Source organism: Rhodococcus sp. NPDC057135 (genome assembly GCF_042670865.1).
Lineage (GTDB): Bacteria > Actinomycetota > Actinomycetes > Mycobacteriales > Mycobacteriaceae > Rhodococcus_F.
Window position 1 is genome coordinate 89,272 of sequence record NZ_JBHUUU010000012.1, and the last position, 19,085, is coordinate 108,356.

General features: G+C 65.3%; 14 protein-coding genes and 1 pseudogene. 10 read left to right on the plus strand and 5 right to left on the minus strand.

What is annotated here, in order from left to right; all coding sequences use genetic code 11:
• Window positions 1-8 precede the first annotated feature (8 nt).
• Both ACFT1A_RS22190 and ACFT1A_RS22195 read right to left on the minus strand, forming a co-directional pair.
• Complete coding sequence (locus ACFT1A_RS22190; RefSeq protein WP_378448786.1) at window positions 9-608, minus strand: TetR/AcrR family transcriptional regulator; 600 nt, start codon at window positions 606-608, stop codon at window positions 9-11.
• Between the two features lie 72 nt (window positions 609-680).
• Window positions 681-1,859, minus strand: a complete 1,179-nt coding sequence (locus ACFT1A_RS22195; RefSeq protein WP_378448787.1) for a glycoside hydrolase family 3 N-terminal domain-containing protein — start codon at window positions 1,857-1,859, stop codon at window positions 681-683.
• Window positions 1,860-1,961: 102 nt separating this feature from the next.
• Here ACFT1A_RS22195 and ACFT1A_RS22200 point away from each other — a divergent pair, with 102 nt between their 5' ends.
• From ACFT1A_RS22200 to ACFT1A_RS22215, 4 genes are all read left to right on the plus strand, one after another.
• Window positions 1,962-2,429: a universal stress protein gene (locus tag ACFT1A_RS22200; protein WP_230815001.1), complete on the plus strand. Its 468-nt coding sequence runs from the start codon at window positions 1,962-1,964 to the stop codon at window positions 2,427-2,429.
• Between the two features lie 45 nt (window positions 2,430-2,474).
• Complete coding sequence (locus ACFT1A_RS22205; protein ID WP_378448788.1) at window positions 2,475-3,563, plus strand: isochorismate synthase MenF; 1,089 nt, start codon at window positions 2,475-2,477, stop codon at window positions 3,561-3,563.
• Between the two features lie 129 nt (window positions 3,564-3,692).
• On the plus strand, window positions 3,693-3,866 hold the full coding sequence (locus ACFT1A_RS22210) for a DUF2613 domain-containing protein (RefSeq protein ID WP_003945488.1): 174 nt from the start codon (window positions 3,693-3,695) through the stop codon (window positions 3,864-3,866).
• 43 nt (window positions 3,867-3,909) lie between these two features.
• Entirely contained in the window at window positions 3,910-8,229 is a 4,320-nt protein-coding gene (locus ACFT1A_RS22215) for an alpha-(1->3)-arabinofuranosyltransferase family protein (protein ID WP_378448875.1), read from the plus strand.
• A 23-nt stretch (window positions 8,230-8,252) separates the two neighbouring features.
• On the opposite strand, the pseudogene ACFT1A_RS22220 reads toward ACFT1A_RS22215, so the two are convergent.
• Window positions 8,253-9,467 (minus strand): annotated as a pseudogene (locus tag ACFT1A_RS22220) (acyltransferase family protein); the annotation flags it as partial.
• A gap of 51 nt (window positions 9,468-9,518) precedes the next feature.
• Between ACFT1A_RS22220 and ACFT1A_RS22225 the strand changes: the two are divergent.
• Window positions 9,519-10,652 (plus strand): DUF3068 domain-containing protein, encoded by a 1,134-nt coding sequence (locus ACFT1A_RS22225; RefSeq protein ID WP_019747133.1) that lies wholly within the window; start codon window positions 9,519-9,521, stop codon window positions 10,650-10,652.
• A gap of 172 nt (window positions 10,653-10,824) precedes the next feature.
• Window positions 10,825-11,781: an ABC transporter substrate-binding protein gene (locus ACFT1A_RS22230; protein ID WP_378448789.1), complete on the plus strand. Its 957-nt coding sequence runs from the start codon at window positions 10,825-10,827 to the stop codon at window positions 11,779-11,781.
• Here ACFT1A_RS22230 and ACFT1A_RS22235 read toward each other — a convergent pair.
• Window positions 11,762-12,988 (minus strand): lipopolysaccharide biosynthesis protein, encoded by a 1,227-nt coding sequence (locus tag ACFT1A_RS22235; protein WP_378448790.1) that lies wholly within the window; start codon window positions 12,986-12,988, stop codon window positions 11,762-11,764. The genes ACFT1A_RS22230 and ACFT1A_RS22235 overlap by 20 nt on opposite strands.
• A gap of 33 nt (window positions 12,989-13,021) precedes the next feature.
• Here ACFT1A_RS22235 and ACFT1A_RS22240 point away from each other — a divergent pair, with 33 nt between their 5' ends.
• Window positions 13,022-14,761 (plus strand): hypothetical protein, encoded by a 1,740-nt coding sequence (locus ACFT1A_RS22240; RefSeq protein WP_378448791.1) that lies wholly within the window; start codon window positions 13,022-13,024, stop codon window positions 14,759-14,761.
• On the opposite strand, the gene ACFT1A_RS22245 is transcribed toward ACFT1A_RS22240, so the two are convergent.
• Window positions 14,708-15,922, minus strand: coding sequence for a glycosyltransferase family 4 protein (locus ACFT1A_RS22245; RefSeq protein ID WP_019747129.1), 1,215 nt, complete (start codon window positions 15,920-15,922; stop codon window positions 14,708-14,710). The genes ACFT1A_RS22240 and ACFT1A_RS22245 overlap by 54 nt on opposite strands.
• Window positions 15,923-16,095: 173 nt before the next feature.
• Between ACFT1A_RS22245 and ACFT1A_RS22250 the strand changes: the two genes are divergently transcribed.
• The 3 genes from ACFT1A_RS22250 (at window position 16,096) to ACFT1A_RS22260 (ending at window position 19,085) form a co-directional block, all read left to right on the plus strand.
• Window positions 16,096-16,866: a class I SAM-dependent methyltransferase gene (locus tag ACFT1A_RS22250; RefSeq protein ID WP_378448792.1), complete on the plus strand. Its 771-nt coding sequence runs from the start codon at window positions 16,096-16,098 to the stop codon at window positions 16,864-16,866.
• 4 nt (window positions 16,867-16,870) lie between these two features.
• Window positions 16,871-17,758: an ROK family protein gene (locus tag ACFT1A_RS22255; protein WP_378448793.1), complete on the plus strand. Its 888-nt coding sequence runs from the start codon at window positions 16,871-16,873 to the stop codon at window positions 17,756-17,758.
• Between the two features lie 139 nt (window positions 17,759-17,897).
• Window positions 17,898-19,085: a phosphotransferase family protein gene (locus ACFT1A_RS22260; protein WP_378448794.1), complete on the plus strand. Its 1,188-nt coding sequence runs from the start codon at window positions 17,898-17,900 to the stop codon at window positions 19,083-19,085.

The following is a 19,085-nucleotide window of genomic DNA, read 5'->3' on the forward strand; positions in this document are numbered from 1 at the left end:
TCTGAGAGCTATTCGGACTTCTTCTTGCCCGACAGACCGCGCCACGCGAGGGATTCGAGTAGGTCCGCTGCGGCATCCACTTCGATTTCCCCACCCGCGACTCGGTCGGCTACTGCCTCACCGGCGCCGACGAGCGCGATGGCGATGATCCCGTAATCGTGCGCGGAATCAGGATCCTTGGTGCTGGACTCGAGTAGATGCGCGGTCAACTCGATCAACCGATCGCGGCTGGACTGCACGGTTCCCGCAAAAGCCTGCTGCCCGACGGCCTGACGGTAGAGCACCATCCACGACTTGCGGTTTGCGCCCACGAACCCGAGGAACCCCTCGAGAGCGGCGCGCAATTGTTCACGCGGAGTCAGGTTGGGCGCGCCGGCCGGGGCGAGGGCCTCGAGGAAGCGGAGTCCTTCACGATGAATGCACGCCGCGAACAGCTCTTCCTTCGAGCCGTAGTAGAGGTACAGCATCGGCTTCGAGATCTCGGCTTTTGCCGCGATGGTGTCCATCGAAGTTTCATGAAACCCCCTGTCGGAGAACACGTCCACAGCTGCGTCGAGCATCTGCTGCTCACGCACTGCGCGTGGCAGTCGCTTGGTACCGCCGGCCATGCTTCCTCCAACCACAGGGTAAATGTCGATCTTACTCTACGGTAAGATTGTGCGTCGAATCGCAGCTTCGACTCAGCAGGTCACGGCACCTTTGGCCGCGGCAACCGTGACGACGGCCTGATCGACTCGCGCCTGCGGAAGCGCACCCGACGCGACGGCCTGCTCGAGATGGTCGAGAACCCGCGGTACGTCATCGGTGGTCAGCCACAATGCCTGATCGACTCCTGCCGCAAGTGCAGCCTGAACTGCGTCGGCAATATCGTATCGGTCGGTGATCGCCTGCATACCGCTGAGGTCGTCGGTGAACACCGGACCGGTGAACGGCGCTGCGCCGTAACCCACTCCGTCGCGAAGCAACGCAACGGCGGCGGGACTGATGCTGGCAGGCGTGCCGGGCTCGGTCAGTCCGGGAACCTCGAGGTGACCCATCATGACTCCGACTCCGGTTCCCGACAGTTCGCGGAAGGGAATCAGGTCCGACGCGATCAGATCCTGCAGCGGCGGCGTGGTCACCTCACCGCGGTGCGAGTCACCCGACGCGCTGCCGTGCCCGGGAAAGTGCTTGATCACCGGGAAGATTCCGGCGTCTCGCATGCCCTGCGCGTACGCACCGGCGTAGGCAACCACGGTCTGGGGGTCGTCGGAGTACGAGCGGTCACCGATCACGGAGTCGTCGGGTTGGCTGCTGACGTCGACGTCGGGTGCGTAGTTGACGGTGATCCCGAGATCCTTCAATCCGCGTCCACGCTCGAGCGCCATCTGGTACGTCTGTTCCACTGTCATTGTCTGCGCAGTTTCCCTGGCCGACGGATCGGGTCCGAGGATGTCCGCGACGCGGGAGACCCGTCCACCTTCCTCGTCGATCGTCACCATCAGGGGCAACTTCGACGCCGAAGCAACCTGCGGCACTTCGCGATTGGTGAGCATCGACTGATCGGTCCAACTTCCGACGAAGATGCCGCCGATCTCCTCGTTCTGCACTATCGACAACGCGTCGTCGGTCCCGGTGACGCCGACGTTGAGCAGCTGGGCAAGTTTCTGACGCAGGGACAGCGAGGCCAGAAGGTCGCTACCGCACGACGCGGCGACGGGTGCGGAGCTCGATGCCGCAGGCGTCGACGTGATCTCGGTGCTGGTGCTGGTCGGGGCGCTCGAAACAGGATCAGCGGTCCCGTTTTCGCCTGAGCATCCGGCAACCAACCCTCCGCATAGAGCAATGGTCGTCGCAGCCTTCAGAAACTTGATCCGCATACCTCGACCGTAACGGACCCGGTACCCATACACTCCCTCACGGGCACATCGGGACGGTAGCCTGGAAGAGAACCGATTCCCCCCGCTGACGAGGAGGTCGTGATGCCACAAGGTCTGATGCTCATCGCGTACGACGGTTCCGACAACGCCAAGCGCGCCGTCAACTATGCGGGGCGTTTCCTCTCCGCCAATCGTGCTGTTCTCGTCACCGCCTGGGAGCCGATGGTCCGCCAGGCCGCTCGCATGTCCGGCCTGTCCGGGGTGATGCAACCGGAGTGGGTTCCCGATGACGACGTCGAGGACATCGCGTACACCGACGCCAAAGTCACCCTCGCCGAGGGCGTCGCGCTGGCTGAAGCCGCGGGCCTGACCGTCGAAGGTAGAAGCGCCGAGTGCCGCTCCGCGATCTGGTCTGCAATCGTCGAAACCGCAGACGAATTGGACGTCGACATCATCGTGACCGGCACCCGCGGTACGACGGGTTTGCGGTCGCTATTGCAGAGCAGCGTCGCGGATCATGTTCTGCGTCACAGTCATCGGCCGGTGTTGATCGTCCCTCCAGGGAAGTGACCTTCGCGCATTCCTGATCCGCGGCCGACTAGTGTCGAATGCACCATGGACGGTTTTGTTCTCTCGCGCCCCGATCACAGCGTTGTCACCCGCGGCGTACGACGCAGCTTCGACAGCTCCGACGCGGCCGCCAACGCTCTGTCGGCAGGTTCGGCGAAGCTGATCGTCGGTGCTCTCCCTTTCGACCCGGCTGCCGCAACGGCGTTGTACGAGCCTGCTGAGGCAACGATCACGCCCCGGCCGTGGCAACCGGTTGATCCCCAGCCGCTGCCCACGACCCGGGTGGGCCGAGAGATCCCGTCGTCGTCGGAGCATCTCCGTCGGGTGGAAAAGTTGATCGGACGCCTCCGCAGTGGAGAGGTCGACAAAGTTGTCGCGGCTCGCACTGTGGAGCTTCGGACGCAGACCCCGATCTCCCCGGCTGCGCTCGCCGCACGCATGGCGGCGCTGAATCCCGTCGCCAACACCTTTGCCGTCGATCTCTCTGCGGCGGGAGCCGAATTCGAGGGCCACAGCCTGGTCGGCGCGACGCCCGAAGTATTGGTCAGTCGACGCGGGCGCGTCGTGACGTGTCGCCCGTTGGCCGGGACCGCAAAGCGGTCCGGTGACGCCGATCAAGACCGCGAGGCAGGCGAGAGCCTGCTGCATTCGACGAAGAACCTGGCCGAGCACGCCTTCGTGACCTCATGGATCCGCGAGATCCTGCAACCGATGTGCAGTGATTTGTCGGTACCGGCGATACCCGAGCTGACCAATACCCACGAGGTCTGGCACTTGGCCAGCCCGATCCGCGGCACGCTGCGAAACGACACAACTGCGCTCGATCTCGCCATCGCCCTGCATCCGACGCCGGCACTGTGCGGAACGCCCACCGACGCGGCACTGAAAGTCATCCGCGAGACCGAAGAGCCACGCCGTTTCTACGGGGGCGCCGTCGGCTGGTGCGACGATGCCGGCGACGGAGATTGGGTGGTTGCCATCCGCTGCGCGGAGATCGGTGCAGACGGCCTCAGTGCCTGGGCCAGCGCGGGTGGCGGAATTGTCGCCGAATCGGACCCGCAGGACGAACTCGATGAGACGTCCACGAAACTGCGCACTCTGTTGACCGCGCTCGGTGCGGAAACCCTCGACTGACCAGCACGTCACGAGGGTAATCGTCCGGATTCTCGAGTGCGGGTGATACCTTGACCCGAGCAGTTCGTACGGGCCGGTAAGTCCGTCCGACCGCGAACGACCGACTAACGACCAATTGGGAGATCCGCGATGACGAAGTTCCTTGTCCCCGGTGTGGCCAGCGCTGTCATCGGTGCCGTTCTGGGTGCCGGCGTCATCTTCGGTGTCACGGCCGCCGCGTCGGACAACACTCGTCCCGAGATCGACCGCAGCGGAAACGCAGATTCTTCCGTGCTGAACCAGGTTGAGTACGGCAGCCGCTGAGAGCGCAGGCCTCGCGAGTTCCCGTTCTTCCGCCGACGCAGCGGTGTCTTCGGTAGACATCGCCCCGTCGGCAGAGCCCCTGTCGAAGCGGTGGCTGTTCGGCGCCTCCGTCGTAGCGTTTCTTCTCACTTTTCTGCAATCGCCGGGTCTGATCACCGCTGACACCAAGTACGACCTGACGCAGAATCCGTTCGGTTTCCTCGAACGCGCGTCGCATCAATGGAGTAGTCAGGCCCCGCTCGGCCAGGTTCAGAACCAGGCCTACGGATATTTCTTTCCGCACGGGCCGTTCTTCGCGCTCGGCGAGTTGGCGAATGTTCCGCCGTGGATCACCCAGCGCATCTGGTGGGCTCTGCTCCTGATCGCGGGTTTCTGGGGCATCATCCGAGTTGCCGAGGCTCTCGGAATCGGCAGCCGTAGTTCGCGCGTCATCGCAGCGGTTGCCTTCGTTCTTTCTCCCCGCGTACTGACCACGCTCGGCTCGATTTCCTCGGAAACCCTGCCGATGATGTTGGCGCCGTGGGTGTTGTTGCCGGTGGTTTTGGCCTTCGGCCCTGTGCGTGGAAAAGGAGTCCCTGGACTCCCTGACCGCTCACGGGGGTTGAGGCGGTTGGCCGCACAATCTGCGCTCGCCGTCGCGCTCATGGGTTCGATCAATGCCGTCGCCACCGCCGCGGCCTGCCTTGTCGCGATCATCTGGTGGCTCTCGCACAAACCCAACCGAACGTGGCTGACGTTCACCGCCTGGTGGGCCCTGTTCGTCGCTCTCGGCACCCTGTGGTGGATCGTTCCGCTCCTGCTGCTCGGCAAGATCAGCCCACCGTTCCTCGACTACATCGAGTCCGCCGGTGTCACCACTCAGTGGGCATCGCTCGCCGAGATACTTCGCGGCACGGACAGCTGGACCCCGTTCGTCTCCCCCGAACGCATTGCCGGCGCCGTACTGGTCACCCAGCCCGCAGCAGTCGTCGCCACCGGTCTGGTTGCCGCCGCCGGCCTCGCCGGGCTCTGCATGCGGTCCATGCCCGCCCGTGGCCGGCTGACGCTCATCCTGTTCGTCGGTATCACCGGCCTGGCCGCGGGATACGTGGGTGAACTCAGCTCGCCCGTGTCGGAGTCGGTGCGCCTGTTCCTCGACTCGGCAGGCGCTCCGCTGCGCAACGTCCACAAGCTCGAGCCGTTGGTCCGTCTGCCGCTGGTGCTCGGACTCGCACATCTACTCGCCAAAGTGCCGCTGCCGGGGTCGGTTCCGCTCACCCGATGGCGACGCGCGTTCGCCCATCCCGAGCGCGAACCGATGGTCGCACTGACCAGCCTGATCCTTGTCGCCCTCACCCTCTCCACCGCCTTGGCCTGGACTGGAAAGCTCGCTCCCCGCGGTGCGTATCCTGACGTCCCCTCGTACTGGAACGAAGCAGCGCAGTGGCTCGAGGACAACACCTCACCCGGATCGGAAGCAGAACGTGCCCTGGTCGTCCCCGGAGTGCCATTCGGCAGCCAGGTCTGGGGTCTGACGCGTGACGAGCCGCTTCAGGCATTGGCGAGTACGCCGTGGGCAGTGCGTGATTCGGTCCCGCTGACCCCGCCCGGCGCCATTCGCGCGCTCGATTCGGTGCAACGTCTGATCGCCGACGGACGCCCGTCGGACGGACTCGCGCAGACCTTGCTCGGGCAGGGCATCCACTACCTGGTCATGCGCAACGACCTCGACGGCGAAACGTCGCGCTCAGCCAGGCCGATTCTCGTGCATCAAGCGGTCGAAGGCTCTCCTGGAATCGAACGAGTCGCACACTTCGGTGAGGACAACAGCCCCGAACCGATCGAAGGGCTGGTCGCAGACAGCGATTTGCGCCCCGGTTACCCCGCCATCGAGATCTTCGAGGTCACCCCGCCGGACGGCACCGCGGCGGTCAGTGGACCGTACTCCGTAGCCCTGAACCAGGTTCCGCGCGTACAAGGCGGGCCGGAATCGACTGTGCGCCTTCACGAAAGCGGACTGGTTCCGGGGACCGGGCCGATGATCCTGGCGGCCGACGCCGAAGCTGCGGGACTGCCGGTCGATTCGGTCACCGTCACCGACACCCCACGCGATCGAGAAACCGATTTCGGTCAGGTCGACAACCACAGTTCCGCGCTACGTACCCCCGACGACGCTCGTCGCACCTACAACTTGGTGCCCGACTATCCGGTTGCGAACACGCCTCTCGTGGAAGGCCGTTGGAGCGGAGCTTCGATCACCGTTTCCAGCGCCGCCTCTGATGCCACCCAACTGGGCGGTACTTCACCGTCGAGCAGCCCCGCATCGACGGTCGACGGCGATCCGGCCACCGGTTGGTTCAGCAACGGCATCGAGCGCGCACTGGGTCAGTGGTTGCAGATCGACTTCGACGCACCGATTTCCAGTGGCCTGCTCCACCTGACCACCAGTGCCGCTGCAATCGGCGCCCCCGTCAAATGGCTCGAGGTCTCGACGCCGAACGGCAGCACGGCGGTGAAGGTGGAGCGTCCGGGCGAGCCCATCACCGTCTCGATCCCGGGCGGCAATACGCCGTGGGTCCGCATCACGGCGACTCACACCGAAAATGGTTCACCCGGAACACAGTTCGGCATCAGCGAACTCTCCGTCGAGGATTTCTCCGACCGTAATGCGCCGAAGGCCGTACCGATCCGTTTCGACACGGTCCTGCCGAGTGCGCCGACAGGCGCATCCGTGAACGCCTGGAATCTGAGCCAAGAGTTCCCCGGCCGCAATGCGTGCGCGGACTCGACGGACCGCGTGCGATGCAGCAATGCGTTCATGGCGATACCCGAAGAACCCAGCCGTTTCCAGCGCACACTCACGGTTCCCGAAAACACCGTGGTTACACCGGAGCTGACTGTCCGAGCGCGTCAAGGAAACGCCCTGGAAGACCTCCTTTCCGTCCCCGGCCGAATCACGGCCTCGGGTTCGAGCGACATCGGCGACACCCGCGGATCTGCCTTCGCTGCCACCGACGGGGACGCACGCACCACGTGGTCGGCGCCTCAGCGCACCACCGAGCCCGGTGGCCCGAAACCGACTCTGACACTTACCCTCCCCGAGCCGACCCTGGTCACCGGACTGGACATCACGCGGGGGCTCGGCACCCTCCCGTCGCTGCCGACCAGCGTCGCGGTGAACCTCGGCAACGGCCCGCAGGTCCGAGAGCTCGAAACACCTCAGACCAGTCGAGTTCTCCTCTCCCCCTACGTCACCGACAAGATCGTCCTGAGTGTCACCGATTGGGAACCCGTCCTCGATCAGACGGCACTCGGCTTCGCCCAGGCGCAGCCCACCGGCCTCGCCGAGGTCGGTGTCGTCGGGGCCGACGGAACCCCGATCGCCGATTCCGGAGTACAGGACACGGACGCACTCGACAACCGCACCGTCACCGTCCCGTGTGGCGACGGCCCGACCATTTCGGTTGCCGGACAGCAGTTCCCCACTTCGATTACCGCGACGGCGGCGCAGCTACGCAACGGCGCACCGGTCAAGGCGCTCGCGTGCGGTCTGGACGCTTCGGCAACTTTGCCGGCGGGACAGCCCGAGGTGGTCGTCGAACCCGGCCCGGCGTTCTCGGTCGACAACCTCGATCTGACGGCTGTCGATCCATCACCCGCACAACGGAATACACCGCTCGAATCGACCGCGTGGACGGCGAATCACCGCGAACTCACCGTCACGAACTCGTCCACCGATCAGCTGATCGTCAATCCCGAGAGCACCAGTATCGGTTGGATCGCCACGGCGCCGGACGGTTCCGAACTGACGCCGGTGGTCGTGAACGGATGGCAGCAGGGCTGGATCGTGCCGGCAGGCACCGCGGGAACCGTCACCATCGACTTCCCCAGTGACCGTTGGTACCGCCTCGGCATCTTCGGCGGGCTCGTGTTGCTGATCCCGCTGCTGTTCGCAGCTTTTGTCCCCGCTCGCCGAGAGTCCAAGCCCCTCACACCGCCCCGACCGTGGCGCAGCGTCGCGGCGGGATGGGTAGGCGTGCTCGCGGCGGCCACCGTCATCGGCGGCGGAGTGGGAGCGGCGATCGCGGTTGTCTGCTCGATCCTCGGGCTCGCCGCGCTGCGATTCTTCGGCCCGGCTCGAACCGCACGAATCCTGGTCGGCACTGCCGGCGTGGCGGCGATGATCGGCATCACGCTGCTCTCGACGGGACCGTGGCGGGCACCGGGCGGCTACGTGGGCGACTCGTTCGCGATTCAGTTCTCGATGTTGGTCGCCTTGGTCGTGACCGGGTTGGCCGCGCTGCCCTTTGCCGGTTCACCGATATGGCGACGCTTCTCCCACCGCGTCACCGCAACGCGCGCCGGTTCCTCCACCAACGCGTAACTGGCCGAGGCCACAGCGACGCTCAGGACGACCGTGAGGGCCAGGACGTAGAAGAAGCTGCCCGAGAACGGAACTATGCCGAACACGGGGAACACAGCGTTCAGTACGGCCAGGTGCCAGATGAACAGTCCGTAGGACCAACGTCCAATTGCCAGCGCCAAGGGACTGGCCAGGAAGCGATGCTGCGATTGATCGCGCAGAACCAGTGGCGCGATCAACGAGAAGCTGATGATCGCGCCGAGAGCAATCTTGATCGCGTACTGCCACGGCTCCGGCCGCACCAGCCCTTCGGGCCCGGCCAGATCGGTGCACGCGAGAACGAAGGCGACCAAGGCAACAAAGGTCAGGAGTACCCGACGGTGCGCGAGGCGATGCACCCACGTCGACGGGCCAACTGCCAGCTCGGCCAGGATCATGCCGGCGCCGAACCACGGCAGGTAGCCGGGCAGCCAGTTGTCGTGGTGGATGGCGTCCGGCGTCGGAATCGGAATGAACGCCCACGTCAAGGCCAAGACCGACACCCCGAGCAGAAGCGGCAGCCGGAACCGGGCCGAGTTGCCACGTAGTCGCGCCATCAGGAAAGCGAACAACGGCAGCAGGAGGTAGAACGCCACCTCGACCGACAGGCTCCACATCTGTGTGAGCCCCTCGGTGAGTGTCAACGGCACGAATACCTGCGCCAACCCGAGATTCGCCAGCCACACTTGGTAGCCCCCGCCCGCGCCGGGCAGGAACAGCAGGATCAGGACCACTGCCACCCAGTACGCCGGCAGAATGCGCGTCGCGCGGGAGATCCAGTACCGGACGGTCGACTGTGGCTGCCCGATTCCGCGAGCCATTGCCGCGTGGGGGCGCCACAGCAGAAATCCGGACAAAGCAAAGAACACCGCTACGGCGAGGTCGAGTCGGCCGAACGCGCGCCCGATCGCACCGGACTGCGCTTCACCCGTCTGGAACGCGACATGGGTGACGAGGACGCCGAGCGCGGCCAATCCACGCATACCGTCCAAAGCTGGAACGAAGCCCCGAGCCTGTGGCGGGACCGTCTGAGAGGAATTCGTGGAACTGATCATCACGGATAAGTGTGCACCCCAGGCCGATTGAGGGAAACCACCAGGGACTCGCAACAAAATGCCTGGCCAATTCATGCCCTCATGCGACAAACCGGGCCGGTGGACTGTTAGTGTTCTGCCACACATGGTGTCCATCGGGGGCCCCATGCGATCTGCGCAGCTCATATTGTGCCGGTTGGGGAACCTCGAAAGACTTAACGGGTTAGGAGTCACAGCATGGCGGAACGCTCAGGGCCGAGCCGGATACTTCCTTGCATTCTGGTGGGCCTCGGTGCCTTCCTTTTGGCCATCGCCATCCTCATTCCTACCTACACGGTAGGCAAGCTGGAGAAGACGCCACTCGACCTCGAGGTGACCACCGTCGCCACGGGCACCGGTAGCGTCCTCAACTCGGCGGCCCTCCTCGGCGGTAAGGCACAGGTCGACACCAACGTGCCGATCGTCGCTCAGCGCTACGTCACCACGCAGGACCCGTCCGACGCCGACATCATCACCGTCGAAGCCGGCCAGACGGTCCGTCGTACCGACAAGCAGGGCGACACCGGGCTGCTGACCGCAACCCTGGACCGCGTCACGCTCGATCGCGTCAGCTCGATGCCGACCAACGATCCGGTCGGAACCGTCCAGACGTCCAGCGACCAGCCCGCCGAAGAAGTTTCCCGCGACGGTCTGCAGTACAAGTTCCCGTTCAACACGGAACAGAAGAGCTACCCCTACTTCGACTTGAACGCTCGCGCCACGAAGGACATCGACTTCGTCGAAGAGACCGAGATCAACGGCCTGAAGGTGTACCACTTCCAGCAGACGATCGATCCCGTCGACCTGTCGAAGGTCGTCAACTCCCCCACCAACAAGCTGAGCCTGCCCGCCGACACCTGGGGCGTTCCCGGTGGCGCTACTCCGATCACGATGACGCGTTGGTACACCAACGTCCGTGACCTGTGGGTCGAGCCCAAGACCGGCGTTGTCGTCAAGGGCCAGGAGCAGTTGCACCAGTACTACGGACGCAACAAGGACGCCGTCGACGTCGAGGTTCTCAAGGTCACCCTGCCCTTCGACGAAGCGACCATCGAGTACCAGGTCCAGCAGGCACGTGACGGCATGGACAAGCTCTCGCTGTTCGGCCGCACCGTCCCGATCGTGGCAGGTGTCCTCGGCGTCATCGCACTGATCGCCGGTATCTTCCTCGGCCTTCGCGGCGGCAAGGGCGGAACTCCGGCCCGCGCTGCACACGGCGGAACGAACCAGAATCCCAGCGGCCAGGGCTCGCCCGAGCCGGCTCCGGGTGAACACGACTGGACCTCGGACGACACTCAGGTGATCCCGCGTCCGGATCTGCGCAAGGACTGATTCAGACAGTAAGCAGCAGAGCGCCCCTTCCACACGGAAGGGGCGCTCTGCTGCGTTTCGGGATGTTGTTGCCGGATCGGCGTACGGATTGGCGCGACGGGTCGTTCCCTCCGCACAGTCACGGGCTTAGCGTTTTCTGGAAGTCCAGATCACCCCGAGCACGAGGAGCCACATGCCCGCATCAACAGTTCTGGGGTCACACATCTGTGTCAGCGATCTGACGCGGCGGAGATTCGTGGTCGGTGCGGCAGCATTCTCCGGGCTGTTCGCCGCCGGTTGCGCAAGATCCGCCGGGACCGAAAGCGATGCGTCCGGGATGCGCACGGTCACCACCTCTCTCGGAACCTACGACATTCCGCTCACCCCGAAGCGCGTCGTCGCCATCGACTCCCGACTCGACCTCGAACCGGCCGTCGCGATGGGCCTTCCTGTCATCGCGTACAGCTTCGACGCCGCCGAGCCGTGGGTTCCGGCTGATCCCACGGCGCAGGTATTCGAGGCACCGGTCAACGTCGAGGCCATTCTCGCGCTGGAACCGGACCTGATCATCTGCACCGACATCGGTGAGGCCTCAGACATGTGGCCACTGCAGCAGTTGAGCCAGACAGCGCCTGTGCTCCCGATGGACTTCACCCGTCCGTGGCGCGAGAACATCGATCAGTTGGCGAGCTGGCTGAATCGCACCGAGAACCCCGACGTCCGTCAGGTCGTCGGAGCGTACGAGGACAAAGCAGCCGGATTGAAGGAACGCCACGCCCAGAGCTTGGCGAGCAAGCAGATCGTGCTGCTGAACTACGTGAACCAGAAGGTCAACGGCGTCAATCGCAAGGGCATCTCCACGCAGGTTGCCGAAGACCTCGGCGTGCAACTCCAGTGGCCGGTCGAGGGACAGAAGGAGATCTCCACCGAAAATCTGGTGACTGCCCTCGACTCGGCCGACGGAATGATCGTCACCACCGCGCCCGGCGTGGATCCCGTCAGCGACGACCGCGCGATGTGGAACCGTATCCGCGCAGTTCAAGGCGACAACGTCGTCTACACGGGTGGCAACATCAACTACGGATCCGTATACACCGCGATGCGCACGCTCGACTACTTCGACGATCTGTTCACGCGTCTGGAGAACTGACGCCGCTGCGAGGTGCCGGCCCGGCGCGGTCGGCACTTCGCACCGCGGCGACGGACACCGCCAACGCCGTCGTCGACGCAACCACGACGGCGACACCGATCAACTCTCCCGGCGTCTTCGCCCACACCAGCATGACCGTCGCCTCCACAGCCAGCCCTGCCCATGCCAGAAGGGCCACTCGTGTGCGTTCTGACGCGATTGCGGACAGCAAAGCACCCTGGAGTACCGCCAGCGCTGCACCGTGCAGGGCGAAGGCCCACAGCATCGGAGCCACGGCGGCGTACGCGTCGCCCACGAGCATCGGCACCAGTGGGCCGGCAACCGCCGCCCCGAGAACCAGGACGGCGCCGATACCGACGAGCACCGCCAGAGCCGAGCGAACCGCCTGCGCCGAGTGCGCCGGGTTCGCCATCTTCGGGTACAGCACGACGCCCACTGCCTGCGGCAGCCAGAACGCGACCTTCGTCGCGACGGCGCCCAGTGCGTAGACACCGGCGTCGTATTCACTGAGGACGACGCGGACGATCAGCAGGTCCAGCGAGGACAACGCGATAAGCGCGAGCTGAACCTGCGACGCCGCGAGCACGGAGACGACGCCGATACGCACCGGCCGGTCCTCGCTCACCGAGACGGTTCGGTCGACCACGCGAACTATCGCCACCAGCACCGCGGTTCCGGCCGCGCCCGCGACCAATGCCGCACCTGCTCCGCCGCCGAATGCCAGAACGATCACTGCCGGAAGGACTTTCATCACCCCGGCGCCGGCGAGTACCGCACTGAGAGTGCCGAATCGACCGTGCCCCTGCAATAACCCCTGCTCCGTGGCCAACAGAACCAACATGGGCGCGGTCACCAATGCCGAGAACGCCGCCACGATTCCGGTGTCGAGCAGCCACGCCATCGCCGGAGCCAGCGCCACCGCGAGGACGGCGACGATCGCCGTGCATCGATACCCCAACGACCGCAACGCATCTGTGCTCTTGCCTCGCACCGCCTCGCGGGCCACCACCGTCTGCAACGCCAACGCCGGAACCGCAAGTACCAACTGGGCGGCAAGCAGACTCGCGAACTCGCCGTAGCCGACCGGCCCCAACCATCGGCTGGCCAACCATGCCAACAGGTACGACGCGACATTGGCCGTCATCGATCCCACCAAAACCATGCCGACCCCGGCCGCGGCGGCGCGATCGAGTGGTTGGCGAGGCATGGCAGTAATGATGCACCACGTATCGTGCGCGTCATGACAGTGCAAGCCGGATACCGCCGTTACCTGCCTGCGGCGTACAGCCTGGCGCTGGCACTGTTGATCCTCGGACCGCTGCTCGGCCCCGGCTACCTCCTGCTGCGCGACGCCGTCAGCACGCCGCGCTCGTACCTGACCGACTCCGCCCTCGGACTCACCGACGCCGCAGCGCGCGCTGTTCCCCAGGACGCGCTGATCGCAGCATTGAGCACCGTGATCGACGGCGGACTGGTGGTCAAGTTCATCCTGCTCGCGGCGCTCTGGCTCGCCGGTTGGGGTGCGGCGCGCATGGTCGCCGTTCTGCTGCCGACTGCCGGTCTCGGTCCACAACTCGTCGCGTCGACGGTGATGCTCTGGAACCCGTATGTGGCCGAGCGCCTGCTGCAAGGACATTGGAGTCTGCTGACCGGATATGCCGCACTGCCGTGGATCGTGTGTGCCGGAATCGGAGTTCGCCGAGCAACGCCCGGATCGTGGTGGGCGTTGGCCGCGTCACTGGCATTCGCGGGCCTGACACCTACCGGCGCTCTGCTCGCTCTGGCGGCTGCCTTGGTGGTAGTTGCCTCCCCAGGAGGGCGCACCTCCGCTCTGAGGCGTATCTGCGGCACTGTCGGGCTCTTCCTCGTCACAGCCTCGCCGTGGTTGGTCGCCACCTTCGTATCCGGAGCAGCGGGCGACGGTTCCGATCCGGCGGGAGTCGCCGCCTTTGCCGCCCGAGCGGAACCCGGTCTCGCGACGCTCGGCAGCCTCGCCGGTCTCGGCGGTATCTGGAACTCGGCAGCGATACCGTCCACGCGCACAACACTCTTCGCATTGATCGGAACACTTCTTCTGCTAGTCGTGGTGTTCGCCGGTGTGCCCGCTCTGTGGCGACGACGCCGAAATCCCGTTGTCAGCGGACTCGGCGCGCTGGCCCTGTTTGCGGTGCTGGCTCCGACCCTGGGCGCCACCCCGTGGGGACTCGACGTCGGCCGATGGTCGGTCGAGGTGTTCACCGGCGCCGGTCTGCTGCGTGACGCGCAGAAGTGGGTCGCGCTGGCCGTACCGTTCTACGCACTCGCTGCCGCCGCCGCGGTGATGTGGGCAGGCAATCGGTTCACCGTTCCCCGCCCGTCATTCTCGATCGCCGCCGTCGTGGTGACGATCGTGGCGCTGCCGGATCTGGTGTGGGGCGTCGGCGGCGCGTTGAAACCCGTGCACTATCCCGGGTCCTGGACCGTGGTGGCCGAGCAACTGCAAGACGAAACCGGTGACGTTGCAGTGCTTCCCGCCGGAATGTTCCGCGCCTTCCCCTACAGCGGCGATGCGCCGGTGCTCGACCCCGCACCACGCTTCCTGCCTCTCGACGTTCTGCAGACCGGCCAACTGGTGGTTGCCGGGGGTGCGGTCGGCGGCGAGGGAACCCGAGCCACCCAGGTCGAGGACCTACTGCTGGCCGGCGGAAGTCCTACGCAGTTGGCCGATCTCGGAGTCGGATGGGTACTGATCGAGCGCGGGACACCAGGCCAGCTCGGCAACTCGGCAACCACGCTCGACGGATTGGAGCAGGTCTTCGCCGACGACGATCTCGAACTCTACCGAGTACCGGGAGGCGTTGCCACACAGGAAGCCTCGACCGGCGCCCGAACTGCCGTCATAGTCGCGCATCTCACGTGGGTACTGATGGGTGTGATCGGGCTGATCTCAGTCGGACTGAACCAGAACCGAATTCGACTCGCGCGGCGCGGCCAGTCCTGAGACCCAACGACCGTCCTTGTGTGCAGTCAGCACCTCGAGGACTCCGGTGCCGGTCTGTTCCCAGGAGAACTCGCCGGACCACACGCGAGCTTTCTCACCGAGCACCGTGCGGAGTTCGTGGTCGCGGAGCAGGGTGCCGGCAGCCTGCGTCAGATCAGCGATGTCACCGTCGCCGGCATGCTCGCCACCGACCAGAAGCCCGGTCACTCCGTCGACGATCGAATCGGTCAGGCCTTTGGAACTGCGGTAGCCGATCGTCGGAACACCGTGCTGCGCAGCCTCGATGACTGCAAGGCCCCATCCTTCTTTTCGCGAAGGCATGAGATGAATCCACGACTGCGCCAGTAGTTCATGTTTACGAGCCTCGTCGACGTGACCGTAGAACGAGACGGCGTCGCCGATCCCCAACTCGGCGGCACGATCACGCAGGTTCTGCTCCCACCAACCACCACCGATGACGTCGAGATGGATGTCAGGAAGCGTCGGCCGCAGCGCCGCGACAGCTTCGAGTGCGTCCTCGATCTGCTTGTGCGGCACCAGCCGTGAGAGAACCGAAATGGTGGGACGCTCGGCCCTGGTGATCGATCCACCCGCGTCGACGCCGACGGGAAGCCGATCGGCGCCGTTGCGCACCACGGCAATTCGTTCGCGCTCGACACCGAGATCCACCAATTCTTCCGCCGAGGGAAGCGACACCGTCAGGTACTGACTACGCCGATGGGTGCGCGGGGACAATCGCGATTCGACCCACCAGCCGATCCGACCGACGAGCTTGCCTGCCACCGGCCACTGTTCACGATGGCAGTGATGGACGAGAAGCGTGACCGGTGCACCCGCTACGGTCTTCGAGAAGAAGGGGATGCCGTTCTGGGTGTCGATCACCGCGTCGGGGCGAATGCCCTTCAGTGATCCGAAACCCAGACGCCCAGCGGCAATGGCAGCCAGAGCGCGGGGATAGACGCTGAAACGCCCACCGGCCCGGCTGATGGTGATGCCGTCACGAACCTCCGACGCGGGCGCTCCGGGATACGACGCCGTCCGCAGCGTCACCTTGATGCCGCGCTCGGCCAACTGGGATCCGACCTGCTCGAGGTAACGCTCGCTTCCACCGCCCTGGGGATGCCCGGTATCGCGCCAGCAGAGCAACAGAACCTCGCGCACGTGCGTTACTCCCTGAGTTGGTCGGTGGCCACCACGATTCGGGCGATCCTGCGGGATGCCCCGCCTGACCGGCCGGTAACCCTGCCGAACACCCTAACTGTTCGAGCGTCCGTATTGCCGCGCTCGTGACGGTGTTCGTGGACCGGGCGCCCCAGTGGCTAAAGTTGCTACCCGTGACCAAGCCCGCAGTGACCCGCATTTTCGGCCGACGGGCAACCCTGAAACGCTCGTTCGGCCTGCTCAGCGACTTCCGCCACGAGCAGACCGCACCCGACATCTTCTACGGTGCACTCGCACGCGACTCCGTCGAATTGATCTCGGACCTGCACGAAGGTCACACCGGACGATCCCTCGACGGCCTCACCGTCCTCGACGTGGGCGGCGGGCCGGGCTATTTCGCGGAGGTCTTTCAGGCCGCCGGTGCCCGCTACATTCCCGTCGAACCCGATCCCTCGGAGATGCATGCGGCAGGTCTGACGGTAGGAGGGGCGGTGCGTGGATCCGGTTTGGCTCTGCCCTTCCTGGACTCGTCCGTGGACATCTGCTTCTCCTCCAATGTCGCCGAACATGTCAGTGAGCCGTGGCTGATGGCCGAGGAAATGCTGCGTGTGACCAAGCCCGGCGGCTTGATGGTTCTCTCGTACACCCTGTGGTGGGGTCCGTTCGGCGGCCACGAAACCGGGCCGTGGCACGCGCTGGGCGGCGAGTACGCGGCCAAGCGGTACCTCCGCAAGACCGGACGCGAACCGAAGAACAGATTCGGGGTGTCGTTGTTCAAAGTCGGCGCCACCGACGGCCTACGCTGGGCCCGTGGAACCAGCCAGGGAACATTGCTCGCCGCGATCCCGCGCTACCACCCGTCGTGGGCGTGGTGGATGGTCCGAGTCCCCGGCCTGCGGGAGTTCCTGGTGAGCAACCTCGTCGTGGTTCTCGAAAAGCGATAGCGGCATGCGCCTCGCACTCGACATCGGTGGCACCAAGATGGCTGCCGGCGTCGTGTCCGAGGATGGCCGTGTTCCCGTGTTCGACAGCGTTCCGACGCCGCAGACCGACCCGTGGGGAGCGTGCGCGGCGCTGCTCGAGCGAGTCGCCGACGGCCGAGACGTCGACGGTGTGGGCATCGCCTGCGCCGGGCCGGTGGACACCGTCGCCGGCGTCGTCGCTCCCATCAACATCACCGAGTGGGCACAGGGATTCGAGCTGGTAGAGGGCGTCCGTAACCTCTTTCCCGACGCCGGAACCGCCCTCGCCATGGACGGGGCGGCAGCGGCGCTGGCGGAGTTCCACCACGGCGCCGGACGCGGAACCCCGAACCTCCTGAGCCTGGTCGTCTCTACGGGGATCGGCGGCGGAATCGTTCTCGGCGGAGAGATTGCGCGAGGTCGAACCGGCAACGCGGGCCACATCGGTCACCTCGTCGTTCCAGGCTCTGCCGAACCGTGCAGTTGTGGGGGCGTCGGCTGCCTCGAGACGGTGGCCAGTGGACCGTCCGCGGTGCGGTGGGCTCGTAGTCAGGGCTGGTCGGGGAACACCGGCCGTGAACTAGCCGAGGGTGCACGCAGCGGCGACGCGATCGCCGTGGACGCGCTTCACCGCGCAGGCACGGCGCTCGGTGGTGCCATCGCCTCGGCGGCTGCCCTCCTGGACGTGGACCTCGCGGTGATCGGCGGCGGTTTCGCCCAGTCGGGTGCACCGCTGTGGGAACCGATGCTCGACGCGGCTGCCCGACATGCCCGTTTGTCGTTCATCGCCGGGCTCCGGATCGTTCCCGCCGAGCTGGGCGGCGCCGGAACTCTGACCGGTGCGGGCTTGCTCGCGCTCACCGCCGTTATCTGACACGCGTTCTTCCCCGACAAATCCGCAGGGAGTCCCACTAAACGGGTGCCACCTGTTCCCAATTTCTGTAACGTGTTTTAGTGTTCTGACTCACACCGTTACGGGCATTGCACGTGACGCCTACGGGAAGGAGGTGACCGTGAGCCCAGACGCTTCCTCATCTGACGTTGCCTCGACTGCTTCTTCGACCGATGAAACCGAGCATCACGCCCAGGTCGCCCGACCGAGCGATTCCCTCCGCGACACCGAAGACCTCCGTGAGCGCCTGGAACGGTGGATGGCAGGCAAGGTGCCGAGCGAATCCACTGTGACCGTCGCCGACGTCACCTTGCCCGCAGCCAACGGCATGTCCAGCGAAACCATCCTCTTCGACGCCACCTGGGACGGCGATCATCATCCCTTGGTCGCTCGGGTAGCACCGACGGAATCGACCATGCCGGTGTTTCCGACCTACGACCTCGAATCCCAGTTCCGCACCATGGCTCAGGTGCGCGAGCACTCGGCGGTACCTGTGCCTGCCGTGTACTGGTCCGAATCCGACCCGGACGCGTTGGGTGCGCCGTTCTTCGTGATGGAACGCATCTCCGGCGACGTGCCACCTGACGTCATGCCGTACAACTTCGGATCGTGGGTCACCGAAGCGTCCCCCGAGCAGCGAAAGACCCTCCAGCGCAGCTCGGTCGACGTCCTGGCTCAATTGCATGACATCGACAAGCCGTGTGAGCGTTTCGACTTCCTCCGGCTCCCCAATTCGGGAACGACTGCACGAGAAGCATTCACGGCACACATCGCCGAGCAGCGCGCGTACTACGAGTGGGTGGTCTCCGACGGCATCAGATCACCGCTCATCGAACGCGCCCTCGACTGGATCGAGGAAAACAATCCCGCGGACGATTCGCCGGCCGTGCTCTGTTGGGGCGACTCGCGCATCGGTAACGTCATGTACCAGGACTTCGCACCGGTAGCCGTACTCGACTGGGAAATGGCAACTCTCGGCCCGCGAGAGATGGATCTGGGCTGGATGGCATTCCTGCACAGGTTCTTCGAGGACATCGCCGGACTGGCGAACTTACCCGGCCTTCCCGACTTCCTTCGACTGCCGGATCTCGCGCAGACCTACGCCGAGATCACCGGCCACACCCCACACGATCTGGAGTTCTACGTTACCTATGCCGCACTGCGTCAGGCGGTCATCATGTGGCGAATCCAGGCCCGCGCCATAGCCTTCGGCCAGTCACAGCGACCCGAAGACCCCGACGACATGATCATGCACCGCGCTTCGCTCGCCGCGATGCTCGACGGTACCTACTGGGAGAGGTTGGCCTGA

Excerpts from the sequence above, each read along its gene's own strand:
- ACFT1A_RS22205 (WP_378448788.1), top strand. The coding sequence starts at position 2,475 with ATGGACGGTTTTGTTCTCTCGCGCCCCGATCACAGCGTTGTCACCCGC.
- ACFT1A_RS22235 (WP_378448790.1), bottom strand. The coding sequence starts at position 12,988 with ATGCCTCGCCAACCACTCGATCGCGCCGCCGCGGCCGGGGTCGGCATG.
- ACFT1A_RS22240 (WP_378448791.1), top strand. The coding sequence starts at position 13,022 with ATGACAGTGCAAGCCGGATACCGCCGTTACCTGCCTGCGGCGTACAGC.
- ACFT1A_RS22210 (WP_003945488.1), top strand. The coding sequence starts at position 3,693 with ATGACGAAGTTCCTTGTCCCCGGTGTGGCCAGCGCTGTCATCGGTGCC.
- ACFT1A_RS22255 (WP_378448793.1), top strand. The coding sequence starts at position 16,871 with ATGCGCCTCGCACTCGACATCGGTGGCACCAAGATGGCTGCCGGCGTC.
- ACFT1A_RS22190 (WP_378448786.1), bottom strand. The coding sequence starts at position 608 with ATGGCCGGCGGTACCAAGCGACTGCCACGCGCAGTGCGTGAGCAGCAG.
- ACFT1A_RS22230 (WP_378448789.1), top strand. The coding sequence starts at position 10,825 with ATGCCCGCATCAACAGTTCTGGGGTCACACATCTGTGTCAGCGATCTG.
- ACFT1A_RS22195 (WP_378448787.1), bottom strand. The coding sequence starts at position 1,859 with ATGCGGATCAAGTTTCTGAAGGCTGCGACGACCATTGCTCTATGCGGA.
- ACFT1A_RS22225 (WP_019747133.1), top strand. The coding sequence starts at position 9,519 with ATGGCGGAACGCTCAGGGCCGAGCCGGATACTTCCTTGCATTCTGGTG.
- ACFT1A_RS22200 (WP_230815001.1), top strand. The coding sequence starts at position 1,962 with ATGCCACAAGGTCTGATGCTCATCGCGTACGACGGTTCCGACAACGCC.